This is a genomic window from Bradyrhizobium sp. 1200_D9_N1_1 (assembly GCF_052075915.1).
In the GTDB taxonomy this organism is placed as follows: Bacteria; Pseudomonadota; Alphaproteobacteria; order Rhizobiales; family Xanthobacteraceae; genus Bradyrhizobium; species Bradyrhizobium diazoefficiens.
The window spans coordinates 2,466,836-2,483,239 of record NZ_CP197226.1; the positions used below are offsets into that span (position 1 = coordinate 2,466,836).

A 16,404-nucleotide genomic window follows, 5' to 3' on the forward strand; every position below is an offset into this window, starting at 1 on the left:
ATGCGCATGCCGAGCAGCAATGCTCCCATCAACACAACCAGGATCGCGATCTTGAGCTCGATCATGTCCGCCGTCTCGCGGTCACGCGTGCAAGAAGCTGCCTCGCTCCCTCCGCGAGCACAATCAGCGGATTGCCGCGGTTCTCGATGTCGAGCTCGAAGGTCTCGGCGGGAAACACCAGCGCGCACCGCGCCGGCGCGCTCTGACGGTTGGCGAAATCCACCGCCGAGCTCTTGAACAGGAACAGGCCGCCGACACGTCCGTTCGCTTCGCGCACCACCCAGAGGCCGGCGCTGTTGCGTCCAATGAAGAACGCGGGAATGGCGGCGCTGACGACATCCGGATCGAGTGGCTTGAGCGCCGCCGCCTGCCTGGTATCGGGGCGGCGACGGGAAGCCTGAAGCGCAATTGCGGCCATGGCGGCTTCCTCACACATCTGCAAGGTCATAGGGGCCTCCCTGCGGGTCAGCCGTGCATGTGCCAGACATAGATTGCGGTCCTCAGCGCGATCAACGCGGTGAGCACGCTACCCATCGAGAGCAGCGTCAGTGTGCCGAGAGCGAAACCTTTGAGCTGCGCCTTGCGTGCCTCGGAGATGCGCGCCGAACGCCCAGGCACGAAGGGGCGGTCAAGGCCATGTGTCAGGATCGACATTTTTTCAGTCCTTATCCGGAGTGGCGAGACGGCCGCTCCGAGCTGTCCCGTATGATGGCCACCGCTGCGTATGATTGCGAGGTGACCGCCGCAGTTGCCGTATAGGAAAGTCATAAAGGCGCCGGCGGTCGCGCCAGCAGTCCTCTGAAGAGGTTTTGGTCGCGTTTCGGTTGCGGTTTGGATCGCGCAGGCTTCGAACGCGCCAGCCCGACGGCGGCGGCGAAGGCGAGCCGCAGCCGCGGCTCCTCGATCTGCTTGCAGAAGCAGTCCAGGGTCGCCTTCGCGTCTTGTTGCCGGCCGTCGATGGCCGCGCAGAGACGGGAGCTGGTGCGCCGGAAGAAGTGCAGCGAGTCCTCGCCGCTGCGCCGGCCGCCGAGACGATCGAGTTCAACCGCGAGTGCGGCGACATTGTGCCTGTCGGAGTCGCTCAGCGTCACGGCAAAGCGCAGGATCGCCAACTGCCAGGCGCCGAGCAGCCTCTGATGGTCTTCAACTGATGGCGGCATGCGAGATCCGAACGACTGCGCGAGGCGTCAGGCGCCGACGCGGTCGATCAGCTCCTCGTCGGCGATCGCGGCGAAGGCGCGTATCACCTCCCGCTGCGCGGCCGCGTCCAGCGGCACGATCGGCAGCCTCGTCGCCGGTGACATCAGGCCGAGCACGCTCAGCGCGCTCTTGAGCGCCGCCGGGCTGTCCTTGGAGAGGCATGTGATGAGCGGGATGAGGCGCCTGTGCAGGTAGCGTGCCGATTGCAAGCGGCCTTGCCTGACCTGCGAGAAGATCATGCGGCACAGATCGGGGGCGATGTTGGAGACTTCCGAGATGGCGCCGTCGCCGCCGCTTGCGATGTAGCCGAACGCGGTGACGTCGTCGCCGGAGAGCAGGCGAAAGCCGGCCGGGAGCAACCGGGCGAGGCGCATCGGTCGGGCGATGTCGCAGCTTCCATCGCGCAGGCCGACGAACTGGCGGGATTCGACGAGACGCACCAGCGTCTCGTCGGCGAGCGGGCGCAGCGTGCGGGAGGGAATATCGTGCAGGATCACGGGCAAGCCGGTTGCACCGGCGATGGCCCGGAAATGCGCGAGCATCCCCTCCTGCATCGGCTTGTTGTAGGCCGGCACCACCGCCATCACGGCATCGGCGCCGGCGGCCTCCGCGCACCGCGCGAGCGCGATGGCCTGGCTGGTCGCGTTCGACATCGCGCCGGCGATGATCCGCACCCGGCCGCGGGCGACGTCCACCGCGGCGCGAATGACGAGCTCCTGCTCGGCCGGGGAGAGCGTCGGCGCCTCGCCGGCCGTCTCGCAGACCACGATCGCGGGGACGCCAGCCGCGATCTGGCGCTCGCAGAGCGCGGTGAACGCCTTGAGATCGATTGTGTCAGCCGCGTCGAACGGCGTCGGCAGGTCTGGAATGAAGCCCGTGAACCAGGCAGCAGGAGGAGTGAACATGGCTTTTCCGCCGGATGGCGCCGGCTCAGGCGGCGCGCTGCGAGACGATGGCGTTGGGGCTCTTGCCCATGTCGAGCTCGATCTCGCGCGGCAGCTCGACGATGGTCTCCGGATGCTGTCCGTTCTCGAACAGCGCATATTTGACGGCCTGGGCGCGGCTGACGAACAAGCCGCCATAGAGGCCGTTCTGCTCCTGCGCGACCCATTGTCCCCGGTGGTTGCGGCCGATAAGGACGATGGTTGAGGTGGAGGTGCACGAGGGAGGGTCGACGAGTTTCACGGATGTATTCCTTCTGAACGACGCCGGCGCGGGATGCATGTCCCTGCCTGCGCGCTCAATATCCCGTCTCGCGAATATGATTTCGAGGGCGGGTGCGCGGCGATCTCATAGGAAGGTCATAAAGCCGACCGCTCAGGTCACATCATTGGCAATGTGGACCAGCGCGAACAGCGCACCGAATGCAGCAGCTTCGTCCCAATGATTGAGGGCAGGGCCGAACAGCGGTTCGCGCCTGACGAGGCCGGCGAGAGCGCACAGGATGATCGACATCCAGAGCAGAACGGCAAGGCTTCGACCGAAGCCGACGCTACCGAATGCGGCAAAGGCGGCGAGCAGCGCGATGCGGACGGCGAAGCGTGCGATCACGCGCGCCGGGCTCAGCTTGTGCGGCATGTCCGGAGCTTGCGACAAGGTGTGAACCCGTCAGGCTGCTCTAGCCGAAATTGTCGCAGGCGACCGGCTCGTAAAGCGGATCCGGCACAGGACGAACGGAGGGAACGCTCGGCCGCGACACGTCCGCGGCCAATGCCCGGACCTCGACGAAGGCCGACAGCAAGGCCAGTGCGAGGTCGGCGTGGCGTGCCTCGACCGCAGCGTCGAGCCAGTCCGGCAGCTCACGCTCGCGCGAGAGCGCGCAGTGCCACTCGCCCTCGTCATAGGCGATGCGGCGGACCTGCCATAGCGGCAGCTCGAGCTCGATCAGCGCCAGCGCCGCATCGGCCCAGGCCTCGGCGTCGATCAGGCGCATGACGCGCGTGGTGCGTTCGTTCTGGCCGAGCGAAGGGATGCGCCGGCAAGCGTGATCGATGACGTCGTGCATCAGCGGTCGCGTCATCGCCGGCGCCGCGTGAAGCCGCTGGCTGAGGGATGGTGGGTCGAGACGTCGGAGAGCGGCGGTCATGTCAGGCCTCCCGGAGTTGGCGTCGGTCAGTCGGCCGGCATTGCCAAGATGGCCGGGAGGGCATTTGAAAACGAGATGGGGATCGGGCGAGAGATATAGGGATTTCATAAGTGCCCGGATTCTTCCGTGTAAGACCGACAGATCCTCGCCTGCCGTCTCGGTCGTAGGTGGAGGCTTATAGAAGCAGGGCTTTTTGAAAAGACCTCGGCGCCGGCCCGCCGTAACAACGGGAGGCGAAAGCGTTGGTGGATCGCGTCGCTGCGCGGCCTGCCTGGAACGATCGCCTGGAATGCGTCGTCCGTGTCGTACGGCCGGCGGCTACGACGGGCCGGCCTTTATGAGATTCCTATAACGTCGCCATAGGCCTCATCTCGAAAACCTATGTGCGCGGTGGCACTTCGGCGCGGTGACGTTTCCCGGCCGGGAGAGACACGTGTTGCATTCGCTCGCAGCAAGCGGCCCGCCGGCGGGCAATGCCGGAGATCGTCTCGCATTGAGGAGTATCGCCATGATGGACATTCTGATGCTGGCGCTGGGCTTCGTCTTCTTTGCCCTCGCGATCGGCTACACCTACGCCTGCGAACGGCTGTGATGGAGCACACCATGATCTTCGATTATGCGCTCGCCGGTGCCGTCTCGTTCGGCCTCCTGTTCTACCTCACTTATGCACTGCTGCGGCCCGAGCGGTTCTGAACCGTGCTGCTGCTTGCCGAATTGCTGCTGGCGGACGTCGCACTCGTCGCGGGCCTGCTTGCGCTGCTCCTGCCGCTCTTGCGCCGGACACAAAGCCTGAAGGGTTAATGCCATGACCATGATCGGTTGGCTCCAGATCATTCTTTTCTGCGTCATTATCGTCGCGCTGACCAAGCCGCTCGGCTGGTACATGACGCGCGTGTTCAACGGCGAGCGGACCTTCCTGTCGCCGGTGCTGCGTCCGATCGAAGCCGGGATCTACTGGATCTCTGGCGTCGATGAGAGGCGCGAGCAGCATTGGCTGACCTACACGGTCGCCATGCTGCTGTTCCATGTCGGCGGCTTCCTGGTCATCTACGGCGTGATGCGGCTCCAGGCCGTGCTGCCCTTCAATCCGGCCGGGCAGTCGGCGGTGGCGCAGGATCTCTCCTTCAATACCGCGATCTCCTTCATCACCAACACCAACTGGCAGAACTACGGCGGCGAGAGCACGCTGTCCTATCTCGTGCAGATGCTCGGCCTGACGCACCAGAACTTCCTGTCGGCGGCCACCGGCATCGCGCTGGCGATGGCCCTGATTCGCGGCTTCTCGCGCGCCTCGGTGCGCACGGTCGGCAATTTCTGGGTCGACGTGACGCGCTGTACCCTCTACGTGTTGCTGCCGATCTGCGTCGTCTACACGCTGTTCCTGGTCTGGCAGGGCATTCCGCAGACGCTCGGCGACTATGTCGAGGCCACCACGCTCGAAGGCGCCAAGCAGACCATCGCGGTCGGCCCGGTCGCCTCGCAGGTCGCGATCAAGATGCTTGGCACCAATGGCGGCGGCTTCTTCAACGCCAACGCCGCGCATCCCTTCGAGAACCCGACCGCGCTGTCGAACTTCGTGCAGATGCTGTCGATCTTCGCGCTCGGGGCTGCGCTCACCAACGTGTTTGGCCGCATGGTCGGCAACCAGCGCCAGGGCTGGGCGATCCTCGCCGTGATGGGCGTGCTTTTCGTCGCCGGTGTCGCGGTCACCTACTGGGCGGAAGCCAACGGCACCTCTACCATGCATGCGCTGGGCCTGACCGGCGGCAACATGGAAGGCAAGGAGGTTCGCTTCGGCCTCGTCGCGTCCTCGCTGTTCGCCGTGATCACGACGGCCGCCTCGTGCGGCGCCGTCAACGCCATGCATGACAGCTTTACCGCGCTCGGCGGCATGATTCCGCTGATTAACATGCAGCTCGGCGAGATCATCGTCGGCGGCGTCGGCGCAGGCCTCTACGGCATGCTGCTGTTCGTCGTGCTCGCGATCTTCGTGGCCGGCCTGATGGTCGGCCGCACGCCGGAATATGTCGGCAAGAAGATCGAGGCGCGCGAGGTCAAGATGGCGATGCTCGCGATCCTGGTGCTGCCACTGATGTATCTCGGCTGGACCGCGGTCGGTGTGGTCTATCCGGCGGCGGTTGCCTCCATGGCGAATGCCGGCCCGCACGGTTTCACCGAGGTGCTCTATGCCTTCACGTCGGCGACCGGCAACAACGGCTCGGCCTTCGCGGGCCTGACCGGTAACACCCTGTTCTACAACCTCACGCTGGCAAGCGCGATGTTCGTCGGCCGCTTCTTCATGATCGTTCCGGCGATGGCGATCGCGGGCTCGCTCGCCGCCAAGAAATCGATCCCTCCGTCGGCGGGCACCTTCCCGACCACGGGCGGGCTGTTCGTCGGCCTTGTCGTCGGCGTCATCCTGATCATCGGCGGCTTGACGTTCTTCCCGGCCCTCGCACTCGGCCCCATCGTCGAGCACCTCGCGATGAATGCCGGCCAAGTCTTCTGATCGACAAGTCTTCTGATCGACAATCTTCCGATTGGTTTGGAGTGACCTCCATGGATACGATGAAACTGCAAAAACGTGCTGCCGTATCGGCGATGCTCGATCCCAGGATCGTAGTGCCCGCGATCCGCGCCTCCTTCACCAAGCTCGACCCGCGACTGATGGTGAAGAATCCCGTGATGTTCGTGGTCGAGATCGTGGCCGCGCTCACCACCGTGATCTTCCTGCGCGATCTCGTCACCAGCGGCGCGAATCTCGGCTTCACGTTCCAGATCATCCTCTGGCTCTGGTTCACCGTGCTGTTTGCGAACTTCGCCGAGGCGGTCGCCGAAGGCCGCGGCAAGGCGCAGGCTGAATCGCTGCGCAAGACCCGCACCGAGAGCCAGGCCAAGCTGCTCACCGGCACCGGCCAGGCAAAGCTGGTTCCGGGCACGAGCCTGAAGGTCGGCGACATCGTGCTGGTCGAAGCGGGGGACACCATTCCCTCCGACGGCGAGGTGATCGAGGGCGTCGCCTCCGTCAACGAGGCCGCCATCACCGGCGAATCCGCGCCCGTCATCCGCGAGTCAGGTGGCGACCGCTCGGCGGTGACGGGCGGCACGCAGGTGCTGTCGGACTGGATCCGCGTCCGCATCACCGCCGCGCAGGGCTCGACCTTCATCGATCGCATGATCAAGCTGGTCGAGGGCGCCGAGCGTCAGAAGACGCCGAACGAGATCGCGCTCAACATCCTGCTCGCCGGCCTCACCATCATCTTCGTGTTCGCCACCGTCACGATTCCGAGCTATGCGGCCTATGCCGGCGGCTCGATCTCGGTAGTCGTGCTGGTCGCGCTGTTCGTGACGCTGATCCCGACTACGATCGGTGCGCTGCTGTCGGCGATCGGCATTGCCGGCATGGACCGCCTGGTGCGCTTCAACGTGCTGGCGATGTCGGGCCGCGCCGTCGAGGCGGCCGGCGACGTCGACACGCTGCTGCTCGACAAGACCGGAACGATCACGCTCGGCAATCGTCAGGCGACCGCGTTCCGCCCCGTTCGCGGCGTCACCGAGCAGGAGCTGGCGGACGCGGCTCAGCTCGCCTCGCTCGCCGACGAGACGCCGGAAGGCCGCTCCATCGTCGTGCTGGCGAAGGAGAAGTATGGCATCCGCGGCCGCGACATGGCCGAGCTCGGGGCAACCTTCATCCCGTTCACGGCGCAGACCCGCATGAGCGGCGTCGATGCCGGCGGCTCGTCGGTGCGCAAGGGCGCGGTCGATGCCATGCTCAACTATGTCGGCGGCGGCGCGCCTCTGGCCGTTGCCTCCGGCAACACCGCCCGCGCGATCCAGCCTGCGGAGCTCTCGGAGGTCGGCCGCGAGATCCAGATCATCGCCGACGAGATCTCGAAAGCCGGCGGCACGCCGCTGGCCGTCGCGAAGGACGGCAAGCTGCTCGGCGTCATCCAGCTCAAGGATATCGTCAAGGGCGGCATCCGCGAGCGCTTTGCCGAGCTGCGCCGCATGGGCATCCGCACCATCATGATCACCGGCGACAACCCGATGACGGCCGCCGCGATCGCGGCGGAAGCCGGCGTCGACGATTTCCTGGCGCAGGCAACCCCCGAGGACAAGCTCAAGCTGATCCGCGACGAGCAGGCCAAGGGCAAGCTGGTGGCGATGTGCGGCGACGGCACCAATGACGCGCCGGCGCTCGCCCAGGCCGATGTCGGCGTCGCCATGAACACCGGCACGCAGGCGGCCCGCGAGGCCGGCAACATGGTCGATCTCGATTCCAACCCGACCAAGCTGATCGAAGTGGTCGAGATCGGCAAACAGCTGCTGATGACGCGCGGCGCGCTGACGACCTTCTCGATCGCCAACGACGTCGCAAAATACTTTGCGATCATCCCGGCGATGTTCTTGGCGTTCTACCCGCAGCTCAACGTGCTCAACGTCATGAACCTGTCGAGCCCGCAGAGCGCCATCCTGTCGGCGATCATCTTCAACGCGCTTGTCATCATCGCGCTGATTCCGCTCGCGCTGAAGGGCGTCGCCTACCGCGCCGTCGGGGCCGGCGCACTGTTGCGACGTAACCTGCTGATCTACGGGCTTGGCGGCATCGTCATTCCCTTCATCGGAATCAAGGCGATCGACCTCGTCGTCGTCGCCTTGCACCTGGCCTGATCGTTGTCATGCGAGGAGCAAATTCTCTCTGTCATTCCGGGGCGCCTCGAAGAGGCGAACTATGGTGCGCAATTGCGCACCTGAGAATCTCGAGGTTCCGGGTTCGATGCCTTGCATCGCCCCGGAACGACGACAGAGATGCTTCGCCCGCAATGACGAAATAACCGGAGACCTAACATGCTCAGAGAAATCCGCCCCGCCATCGTCCTCCTGCTGGTGCTCACCGCCATCACGGGCCTGGCCTATCCGCTCGCCATGACCGGCATCGCGGGCATGCTCTTTCCCGCCCAGGCGCAAGGCAGCCTGATCGAGAAGGATGGCAAGGTGATCGGCTCCGCCCTGATCGGGCAGGAGTTCAAGGACGACAAATATTTCCACGGCCGCCCCTCGGCGACCCTGGCGCCGGACCCGAATGATTCGACCAAGACCGTCTCGGCGCCCTACAACGCCGCCAACTCGGGCGGCTCCAATCTCGGCCCGACCAGCAAGGCGCTGGCCGACCGGTTGAAGGAAGACGTGGACAAGCTGAAAGCGGAGAATCCGAACGCGGCCGTGCCGGTCGACCTCGTCACCACCTCTGCCAGCGGCCTCGATCCGGATATCTCGCCGGAAGCCGCGCAATTCCAGGTGCCGCGCGTTGCCAAGGCCCGGAATATGCCGGAAGAGGCGGTGAAGCAGCTTGTGGCTTCCAACGTCCAGGGCCGTCTGCTCGGCCTGCTTGGCGAACCGCGCGTTAACGTATTGGCGTTGAATCTCGCGCTCGATCGCGCCGCCGCCAAGTAGCGGTCTAGGCTCCCGGTGCGCAGATGATTATATTGGCAAAATGGTCCGAGAGCGCCGCGATTCCGAACAACGTCCGTCTCCCGAGGCACTGCTGGAAGCCGCGCGCCGGGAGGAAAGCGCGAGCGGCAAGCTGAAGATTTTCGTCGGCGCGGCCCCGGGCGTCGGCAAGACCTACGAGATGCTGCAAAGCGCCCATGCCAAGCGCAAGGCCGGCATCGACGTCGTGGTCGGCTTCGTCGAGACCCATGGCCGCGCCGAGACCGAGGCGCTGGTGCGGGGGCTCGAAGTCGTCCCGCGCAAGAGGCTCGACTACCGCGGCCAGACGATCGAGGAGATGGACCTCGACGCCGTGATCGCGCGCCGGCCGCAAATCGCGCTGGTCGACGAGCTCGCCCACACCAACGCGGCCGGCAGCCGCCATCCCAAGCGCTATCTCGACGTCGAGGAGCTGCTCTCCCACGGCATCGACGTCTACACCGCCGTCAACATCCAGCACATCGAGAGCCTGAACGACGTCGTCGCCCAGATCACCCATGTCCGGGTGCGCGAGACGGTGCCGGACTCGGTGTTCGACCGCGCGGATGCGATCGAGCTGATCGACCTCACGCCCGACGACCTGATCCAGCGGCTCAGAGAAGGCAAGGTTTACGTCCCCAGGCAGGCCGAGCGGGCGCTGGAGCATTATTTCTCGCCGGGCAATCTGACCGCGCTGCGCGAGCTCGCTTTGCGGCGGACAGCCGAACGGGTCGACGAGCAGCTCCTCACCCACATGCAGGCGAACGCCATCGCCGGCCCCTGGGCCGCGGGCGAGCGTATTCTCGTCTGCGTCAGCGAGGATCCGCGCGCCGCCGGCCTCGTGCGCTACACCAAGCGGCTGGCCGACCGGCTGCATGCGCCGTTTACCGCGATTTCGATCGAGACGCGGCGCTCCCTCCAGCTTTCCGATGACGAGCGCGACCGGCTCGCCGACACGCTGCGGCTCGCCGAAGCCTTGGGCGGCGAGGCACTGACGATTCCCGCGGTCGGCCGCCGCATCGCCGACGACGTCGTCAATTTCGCGCAGGGCAACAACGTCACCCAGATCGTGATCGGAAAGTCGACGCGCTCGCGCTGGTTCGAGATCACGCGCGGCTCGGTCGTGCATGACCTGGTGCGCCGTGCCGGCAATATCACGGTTCATGTCATCGCCGGCGACGATGTGCCGGGCGAGGCGGCGCCCAAGACCGCGGTGCAGACCGCGGCGCGGACGGAGCCGTTCGATCCGCTGCCCTATCTGAAGGCGCTCGGCATCGTGCTGATCGGCCTCGGCGCTGCCGAGCTGATTCAGCCGAGGTTCGGCATCGAGAACGTGGACCTCGTGCTGCTCACGGCCGTGGTGGCGGTCGCGGTCCGCTATGGCCTGTGGCCGTCGCTGCTCGCCACCGTCGCGGCCTCGCTGTCCTATAATTTCTTCTTCCTGCCGCCGATCTACACCTTCACGATCACCGATCCGACCAACGTCGCCGCCTTTGTCCTGTTCATGGTGGTGGCGATGATCGTCTCCAATGTCGCCGCGCGCGTGCGCACGCAGGCCGACACCGCGATCGGCCGGATCAGGACCACCGAGCAGCTCTATGCTTTCAGCCGCAAGCTTGCCGGCACCGCCACGCTCGACGACGTCTTGTGGGCGACGGCCTATCAGATCGCGCTGATGCTGAAGGTGCGCGTGGTGCTGTTGCTGCCGGAGGATGGGCTGCTCACGGTGAAGTCCGGCTATCCGCCGGAGGACCAGCTCGACCAGGCGGACCTTGCCGCCGCCAACTGGGCCTGGAGCAATGATCGCCCAGCCGGTCGCGGCTCGGACACGCTGCCGGGTGCGAAACGGCTGTTCCTGCCGATGCGCACCGGCCGCGGCCCGATCGGGGTGATCGGCATCGACAACGACCGTACCGGCCCGTTGCTGACGCCGGACCAGCGCCGGCTGCTGGACGCGCTGGTCGACCAGGGCGCGCTCGCGATCGAGCGCGTGCTGCTGGTCGAGGACATGGACCGCGTCAAGCGCACCGTCGAATCCGAGCGGCTGCGCTCGGCACTGCTGACGTCGATTTCGCATGACCTCAAGACGCCGCTCGCCTCCGTGTTGGGGGCCGCCTCCACGATGCGCGATCTGGCAGGTGCCTTGTCCGACACCGAGAAGCGCGACCTGCTGGCCACCGTGATCGACGAGTCCGAGCGACTCAACCGTTTCATCGCCAATCTGCTCGACATGACGAAGCTCGAATCCGGCGCCATCGTGCCCAACACGGCGCTGCATGATCTTAGTGAGATCGTCGGCAGCGCACTCCGGCGGGCAGCCAAGATCCTCACGGCGCACAAGGTGGAGCTGGTGCTGGCCGCCGATCTGCCGATGCTCCAGCTGGATGCCGTGTTGTTCGAGCAGGTGCTGTTCAACCTGCTCGACAACGCCGCGAAGTATTCGCCGGCGGAGACGACGATCTCGATCAAGAGCCAGCGCGAGCGAGATCAAGTGGTGCTCCAGATCGCCGACGAGGGGAGCGGTATTCCGCCGGACGAGGTCGAGAGCGTGTTCGACAAGTTCTATCGCGTGCAGAAGGGCGATCACGTTCGTCCCGGCACCGGGCTCGGGCTCGCCATTTCCCGCGGCTTCGTCGAGGCAATGCATGGCACGATCTCGGCCGCCAACCGCAGCGACCGGAGCGGCGCGGTCCTCACCATCCGTTTGCCCGTTCCGGCACAGACCCACGCATTGGATACCGCCGCATGAGTGCCGCCCCGATCAAGGTTCTGGTCATCGACGACGAGCCACCGATCCGCAAATTGCTGCGGATGGGGCTGACGACGCAGGGCTATGAGATCCTGGAAGCGTCAAACGGCAAGATTGCGCTGGAGAAGCTCACCGAGGAGCCTGCGCTGATCATCCTCGATCTCGGCCTGCCCGACATCCAGGGCCACGAGCTGCTCCGTACCATCCGGGCCCGCAACGAAGCCGTGCCGATCGTGGTGCTGTCGAGCCGGGGCGACGAGGCCGGCAAGGTGCAGGCGCTCGATCTCGGCGCCGACGACTATTTGACCAAGCCGTTCGGCATGGACGAGCTGCTGGCGCGTCTGCGCGCCGCGCTGCGGCACCAGCTCCAGGTCCAGGGCGAGCGACCGATATTCCGCACCGGCGATCTCTCCGTCGATCTCGTCCGCCGCATCGTCAAGGTCGGCGAGCGCGAGGTCAAGCTGTCGCCGAAGGAGTACGACCTCCTGCGCGTGCTGGTGCAGCATGCCGGCAAGGTGCTGACCCACCGCTTCCTGCTCAAGGAGCTCTGGGACGAACTGACCGACGCGCAATATCTCCGCGTCTACGTCCGCCAGCTCCGCCAGAAAATCGAAGCCGATCCGGAACGGCCGCAATATGTGCTGACGGAGACGGGGATCGGGTACCGCCTGAAGGCGGGGGATTGATTAAGCCGTCGTTCCGGGGCGATGCGAAGCATCGAACCCGGAACCTCGAGATTCTTAGGTGCGCAATTGCGCACCATAGTTCGCCTCTTCGAGGCGCCCCGGAATGACAAGCTAACCCGCCTTCCTCTGTCGCGCCGTCGACCGGTGCACCTTCTTCGCGGCTCGTCCCCGTCCTGTCGTCCGTCGTCCATGCGACTTGGCCGACGGCCGTCCCCCGCCGCGCCCCCTCAGGCTCTGCTTCAGCGCATCCATCAGGCTGACGACATTGCTCGGCCGCTCCTCCGGCTCCGGCAGCTCGATCGTCTTGCCGCTCGCCTTCCGCTTCACCAGCGCCTTCAGCGCGGTCTCGTACTGGTCCTTGAACTTGCTCGGATCGAAATGCGCAGCCTTGGTGTGCAGGATGTGACCGGCGAGCTCGACCATGTCCCTGGTGATCTTCGGGCTCTTGATGTCGTCGAAGAACTGGTCCTCGTCGCGGAGCTCATAAGGATAGCGCAGCGTGGTGCCGAGCAGGCCCTTGCCGAGCGGCTCGATCGCCATGACATGCTCGCGGTTGGTAAGCACGATTTTTGCGAGCGCGACGCGCTCCTGGTCCTTCATGGCGTCGCGGATCACAGCAAAGGCGTCGATTGCGGCCTTGCCGTCTGGTGCGATGTAATAGGGATGGTCCAGGTAGCGCTGGTCGATCTCGTCGCTCGGCACGAAGCTCTCAATGTCGATGGTGTGGTTGCTCTCGATCTGGACCGCCTCGAGCTCCTCCGGTTCGATCTCGACATATTTGCCCTTGCGCAGCTCGTAGCCGCGTCCCTTCTGGTCGCTCTCGACGACGTCGCCGGTTTCCGAATCGACCATTTGCTGCTTGAGGCGATTGCCGGTTTCGCGGTTGATCATGTGAAACCGGGTCTTCTCCGCGGCGGTCGTTGCGGGATAGAGCACGACCGGGCAGCTGACCAGCGACAGCTTCAACGTTCCCTTCCAATAGGCGCGGGGGGCCATTCCATTCTCCAGCGTTTTCAAGGCGTTTTGGAACTCCAACCGGCGCGTCGGGTTTTGGTTCCGGATGGGACTTTTGCCGTGATAGGCTTGAAGCCGAAAGAGATGCGGGACCGGTCGTGCTGCGAAAACTCTCCACCTATCGACAGAAGCGGGACTTCGAGAAGACCCCTGAGCCCTCCGGCGAGGCCGCGGTAGCCTCTTCGAAACAGCGACGCTTCGTGATCCAGAAGCATGACGCCAGCCGGCTGCACTACGATTTCCGCCTCGAGTTCGACGGCGTGTTCAAGTCCTGGGCGGTGACGAAGGGCCCCTCGCTCGATCCGCACGACAAGCGGCTGGCGGTCGAGGTCGAGGACCATCCGCTCGACTATGGCGATTTCGAAGGAACGATTCCGGAAGGGCAGTATGGCGGCGGCACGGTTATGCTGTGGGACCGCGGCACCTGGGAGGCCGATGATCCCGAGCGTGGTTTCAAGAAGGGCGACCTGAAGTTCACGCTGCACGGCGAAAAGCTGCACGGAAGCTGGGTGCTGGTCCGCATGCGCAACGATCGCGATGGCGGCAAGCGGACCAACTGGCTGCTGATCAAGCATCGCGACGAATATGCCCGCGAGGGCGAGGACATCCTTGCCGAGGACAAGTCAGTCGCCTCCGGCCGCGCGATGGCGCAGATCGCCGAAGGCAAGGGCCGCGCGCCAAAGCCGTTCATGCTGGCGAAGGGTGCCAGGGGCAAGGCCGATGCAGTGTGGCAATCCAACCGCGTCGAGGAGACGAAGGGGCGGACCGTCGCGCCGGCGCCACGCGCCGCGTTGAAGGCCGGCAAGACCGTAAACAAGGCCGCAAAGAAGAGTGCCACGGCGGCTACGAACGCCAAGACGGTCGCGGACATGCCGGATTTCGTCGCGCCGCAGCTCTGCACGCCGGTCGAGCGTCCGCCGGCCGGCGACGGCTGGTGCCACGAGATCAAGTTCGACGGCTATCGCGTGCAGCTTCGCATCGAGGATGGCAAGGCGACGCTGAAGACCCGCAAGGGTCTCGACTGGACCGACAAGTTCGCCTCCATCGCGAAGGAGGCGAATTCGCTGCCGGAGGCCATGATCGACGGCGAGATTGTCGCGCTCGACCACAACGGCGCGCCGAACTTCTCCTCGCTCCAGGCCGCGCTGTCGGATGGCAAGACCGAGGACCTCATCTTCTTTGCCTTCGATCTCCTGTTCGCCGAAGGCCGCGACTATCGCCGCCTTCCGCTCAGGGAGCGTAAGTCGCGGCTCAAGGAGCTGCTGGAGGCACAAAAGCGGAAATCGAACCAGATCCGCTATGTCGAGCATTTCGAGAGCGGCGGCGACGCCGTGCTGCAATCGGCCTGCAAGCTCGAGCTTGAAGGCGTGGTGTCGAAGAAGCTGGACGCACCGTACCGGTCGGGACGGACGGAGAGCTGGACCAAGGCCAAATGCCGCGCCGGCCATGAGGTCGTGATCGGCGGCTGGAAGACCACCAACGGCAAATTCCGCTCGCTGATGGCCGGTGTGCATCGCGGCGATCACCTCGTCTTCGTCGGCATGGTCGGTACCGGCTTCGGCGCCGACACGGTCAAGCGCATCATGCCGTCCCTTAAAGCCATGGAGGCCAAGGACAGCCCGTTCAGCGGCAAGAACGCGCCGAAGAAGACGCGGGACGTGCACTGGCTGAAGCCGGAGCTCGTCGCCGAAATCGAGTTCGCCGGCTTCACCGCCGACGGCAACATTCGCCAGGCCGCCTTCAAGGGGCTGCGGCAGGACAAGCCGGCCGAGGAGGTCGAGGCGGAGACGCCCGCCGATACCGAGCTCGCCAGGCCGTCTGCTGGAAAGCGCGTTCCTGCGAAGTCCGGAAAGAAGAAAGATGCCGGCGCTGCCGAGGTCATGGGCGTCGTGATCTCGAAGCCGGACAAGGAGCTGTGGCCGGATGGCGGCGACGGCGAGGGCGTTACCAAGCTCGATCTCGCGCGCTATTTCGAGGCGGTCGGCGGCTGGATGATCGAGCACCTGAAGGGGCGACCTTGCTCGATCCTGCGCGCGCCCGACGGCATCGGCGGCGAGACATTCTTCCAGCGCCATGCCATGCAGGGCACCTCGAACCTGCTCGAGCTCGCCAAGGTGTCCGGCGATCGCAAGCCGTATTTGCAGATCGATCGCGTCGAGGGACTTGCCGCGGTCGCGCAGATCGGCGGCCTCGAGCTGCATCCCTGGAACTGTGCGCCGGATGCCTATGACACGCCGGGCCGGCTGGTGTTCGATCTCGACCCCGCGCCTGATGTCGGTTTCGCCGATGTCGTCGAGGCGGCCAAGCAGATGCGGCAGCGGCTCACTGACGTTGGCATGGAGAGCTTCTGCAAGACCACCGGCGGCAAGGGCCTGCATGTGGTGGTGCCGCTGCTCCACGGCGCGCGCGACAAGGTGAGCTGGAAGGAGGCCAAGGCGTTCGCGCAAGGAATCTGCCGATGGATGGCGGATGACGAGCCCGAGCGCTATCTGCTCAACATGTCCAAGAAGCTGCGCAACGGAAAGATCTTTCTGGACTATCTGCGCAACGATCGCCTGGCGACGGCGGTGGCGCCGCTATCGCCCCGCGCCCGCGACGGCGCGACCGTGTCGATGCCTGTCACCTGGGCGCAGGTGAAGGGCGATCTCGATCCGAAGCGATATACGGTGCGGACGGTGCCGGGCCTGCTGGCGCGTTCCAAGGCGTGGGAGGGCTATGACGATGCGGCCGCGTCGATCAAGGCCGCGATGAAGAAGCTTGCGGGGAAGATGAGGTAGTCGCTCTTTTAAACGTCATTCCGGGCTGCGCGAAGCGCAGACCCGGAATCCAGAGGTTTGCGGCGCGAGATTCCGGGTTCGCGCTTGCGCGCGCCCCGGAATGACCGACTTGGCTAGATCCGTCCGAGCAGCAGCAGGATCAGCAGGATGACGATGACGAGCCCGAGGCCGCCGCCGCCGTAATAGCCGGTGCCGTAGAACGGCCCGCCGCCGATGCCGCTGAAGCCGCCGAGCAGGGCGATGACCAAAATGATCAGAATGATCGTACCGATAGACATGCTAGTCTCCTCCAGCCCTCTGTTGAAAGGGTCGTTTGCACCTGTCCCTTTGGTGCGGGGGCAACTTGCCGCAGGTTTTAAAGTTCCGGTTTTGAAACGGGGCGACAGGTGCAAGTTGCATGGAACCTTTGCCGCTCGGGCCGGC

At 65.3% G+C, this 16,404-nt stretch carries 17 protein-coding genes; 8 read left to right on the top strand and 9 right to left on the bottom strand.

The window, feature by feature from the left end; genetic code table 11:
- Positions 1-61 precede the first annotated feature (61 nt).
- From AB5K84_RS11975 to AB5K84_RS12005, 7 genes are all read right to left on the bottom strand, one after another.
- Positions 62-448: a hypothetical protein gene (locus AB5K84_RS11975; protein ID WP_011089526.1), complete on the bottom strand. Its 387-nt coding sequence runs from the start codon at positions 446-448 to the stop codon at positions 62-64.
- A gap of 17 nt (positions 449-465) precedes the next feature.
- Entirely contained in the window at positions 466-654 is a 189-nt protein-coding gene (locus tag AB5K84_RS11980) for a hypothetical protein (protein ID WP_028174527.1), read from the bottom strand.
- A 110-nt stretch (positions 655-764) separates the two neighbouring features.
- A complete protein-coding gene (locus AB5K84_RS11985; protein WP_236842123.1) occupies positions 765-1,112 on the bottom strand; it encodes a hypothetical protein in 348 nt (115 codons plus the stop codon).
- A 75-nt stretch (positions 1,113-1,187) separates the two neighbouring features.
- The gene (dapA, locus tag AB5K84_RS11990) at positions 1,188-2,105 is read right to left on the bottom strand and encodes a 4-hydroxy-tetrahydrodipicolinate synthase (RefSeq protein ID WP_011089523.1); all 918 of its coding nucleotides are present in this window, start codon (positions 2,103-2,105) and stop codon (positions 1,188-1,190) included.
- A gap of 25 nt (positions 2,106-2,130) precedes the next feature.
- Positions 2,131-2,385 carry a hypothetical protein gene (locus AB5K84_RS11995; protein WP_038965690.1) on the bottom strand — a complete coding sequence of 85 codons (255 nt, stop codon included), beginning with the start codon at positions 2,383-2,385 and terminating at the stop codon, positions 2,131-2,133.
- 132 nt (positions 2,386-2,517) lie between these two features.
- Positions 2,518-2,778 (bottom strand): hypothetical protein, encoded by a 261-nt coding sequence (locus AB5K84_RS12000; RefSeq protein ID WP_011089521.1) that lies wholly within the window; start codon positions 2,776-2,778, stop codon positions 2,518-2,520.
- Between the two features lie 40 nt (positions 2,779-2,818).
- Positions 2,819-3,286, bottom strand: a complete 468-nt coding sequence (locus AB5K84_RS12005) for a hypothetical protein (RefSeq protein WP_038965693.1) — start codon at positions 3,284-3,286, stop codon at positions 2,819-2,821.
- A 433-nt stretch (positions 3,287-3,719) separates the two neighbouring features.
- Between AB5K84_RS12005 and AB5K84_RS12010 the strand changes: the two genes are divergently transcribed.
- From AB5K84_RS12010 to AB5K84_RS12040, 7 genes are all read left to right on the top strand, one after another.
- The gene (locus AB5K84_RS12010; RefSeq protein ID WP_162494044.1) at positions 3,720-3,878 is read left to right on the top strand and encodes a hypothetical protein; all 159 of its coding nucleotides are present in this window, start codon (positions 3,720-3,722) and stop codon (positions 3,876-3,878) included.
- 11 nt (positions 3,879-3,889) lie between these two features.
- A complete protein-coding gene (locus tag AB5K84_RS12015) occupies positions 3,890-3,979 on the top strand; it encodes a K(+)-transporting ATPase subunit F (RefSeq protein ID WP_038965694.1) in 90 nt (29 codons plus the stop codon).
- Positions 3,980-4,091: 112 nt separating this feature from the next.
- Positions 4,092-5,795: a potassium-transporting ATPase subunit KdpA gene (gene kdpA, locus AB5K84_RS12020; RefSeq protein ID WP_011089518.1), complete on the top strand. Its 1,704-nt coding sequence runs from the start codon at positions 4,092-4,094 to the stop codon at positions 5,793-5,795.
- Positions 5,796-5,845: 50 nt separating this feature from the next.
- Positions 5,846-7,957: a potassium-transporting ATPase subunit KdpB gene (kdpB, locus tag AB5K84_RS12025; RefSeq protein ID WP_038965691.1), complete on the top strand. Its 2,112-nt coding sequence runs from the start codon at positions 5,846-5,848 to the stop codon at positions 7,955-7,957.
- Between the two features lie 177 nt (positions 7,958-8,134).
- Entirely contained in the window at positions 8,135-8,740 is a 606-nt protein-coding gene (locus AB5K84_RS12030) for a K(+)-transporting ATPase subunit C (protein ID WP_011089516.1), read from the top strand.
- A 40-nt stretch (positions 8,741-8,780) separates the two neighbouring features.
- Positions 8,781-11,504, top strand: coding sequence for a sensor histidine kinase (locus tag AB5K84_RS12035; RefSeq protein WP_097531937.1), 2,724 nt, complete (start codon positions 8,781-8,783; stop codon positions 11,502-11,504).
- Positions 11,501-12,190, top strand: a complete 690-nt coding sequence (locus tag AB5K84_RS12040; RefSeq protein WP_011089514.1) for a response regulator — start codon at positions 11,501-11,503, stop codon at positions 12,188-12,190. The genes AB5K84_RS12035 and AB5K84_RS12040 overlap by 4 nt, the downstream gene beginning before the upstream one ends.
- A 111-nt stretch (positions 12,191-12,301) precedes the next feature.
- On the opposite strand, the gene ku is transcribed toward AB5K84_RS12040, so the two are convergent.
- On the bottom strand, positions 12,302-13,186 hold the full coding sequence (gene ku / locus AB5K84_RS12045; RefSeq protein WP_011089513.1) for a non-homologous end joining protein Ku: 885 nt from the start codon (positions 13,184-13,186) through the stop codon (positions 12,302-12,304).
- A 116-nt stretch (positions 13,187-13,302) separates the two neighbouring features.
- Between ku and ligD the strand changes: the two genes are divergently transcribed.
- Entirely contained in the window at positions 13,303-15,981 is a 2,679-nt protein-coding gene (gene ligD, locus AB5K84_RS12050; RefSeq protein WP_011089512.1) for a DNA ligase D, read from the top strand.
- A gap of 113 nt (positions 15,982-16,094) precedes the next feature.
- Here ligD and AB5K84_RS12055 read toward each other — a convergent pair whose 3' ends face one another.
- Positions 16,095-16,259: a DUF3309 family protein gene (locus AB5K84_RS12055; RefSeq protein WP_007595743.1), complete on the bottom strand. Its 165-nt coding sequence runs from the start codon at positions 16,257-16,259 to the stop codon at positions 16,095-16,097.
- Positions 16,260-16,404: the final 145 nt, after the last annotated feature.

Excerpts from the sequence above, each read along its gene's own strand:
- AB5K84_RS11975 (WP_011089526.1), bottom strand. The coding sequence starts at position 448 with ATGACCTTGCAGATGTGTGAGGAAGCCGCCATGGCCGCAATTGCGCTT.
- AB5K84_RS11980 (WP_028174527.1), bottom strand. The coding sequence starts at position 654 with ATGTCGATCCTGACACATGGCCTTGACCGCCCCTTCGTGCCTGGGCGT.
- dapA (WP_011089523.1), bottom strand. The coding sequence starts at position 2,105 with ATGTTCACTCCTCCTGCTGCCTGGTTCACGGGCTTCATTCCAGACCTG.
- AB5K84_RS12000 (WP_011089521.1), bottom strand. The coding sequence starts at position 2,778 with ATGCCGCACAAGCTGAGCCCGGCGCGCGTGATCGCACGCTTCGCCGTC.
- AB5K84_RS12005 (WP_038965693.1), bottom strand. The coding sequence starts at position 3,286 with ATGACCGCCGCTCTCCGACGTCTCGACCCACCATCCCTCAGCCAGCGG.
- AB5K84_RS12015 (WP_038965694.1), top strand. The coding sequence starts at position 3,890 with ATGATCTTCGATTATGCGCTCGCCGGTGCCGTCTCGTTCGGCCTCCTG.
- kdpA (WP_011089518.1), top strand. The coding sequence starts at position 4,092 with ATGACCATGATCGGTTGGCTCCAGATCATTCTTTTCTGCGTCATTATC.
- kdpB (WP_038965691.1), top strand. The coding sequence starts at position 5,846 with ATGGATACGATGAAACTGCAAAAACGTGCTGCCGTATCGGCGATGCTC.
- AB5K84_RS12030 (WP_011089516.1), top strand. The coding sequence starts at position 8,135 with ATGCTCAGAGAAATCCGCCCCGCCATCGTCCTCCTGCTGGTGCTCACC.
- AB5K84_RS12035 (WP_097531937.1), top strand. The coding sequence starts at position 8,781 with ATGGTCCGAGAGCGCCGCGATTCCGAACAACGTCCGTCTCCCGAGGCA.
- AB5K84_RS12040 (WP_011089514.1), top strand. The coding sequence starts at position 11,501 with ATGAGTGCCGCCCCGATCAAGGTTCTGGTCATCGACGACGAGCCACCG.
- ku (WP_011089513.1), bottom strand. The coding sequence starts at position 13,186 with ATGGCCCCCCGCGCCTATTGGAAGGGAACGTTGAAGCTGTCGCTGGTC.
- AB5K84_RS12055 (WP_007595743.1), bottom strand. The coding sequence starts at position 16,259 with ATGTCTATCGGTACGATCATTCTGATCATTTTGGTCATCGCCCTGCTC.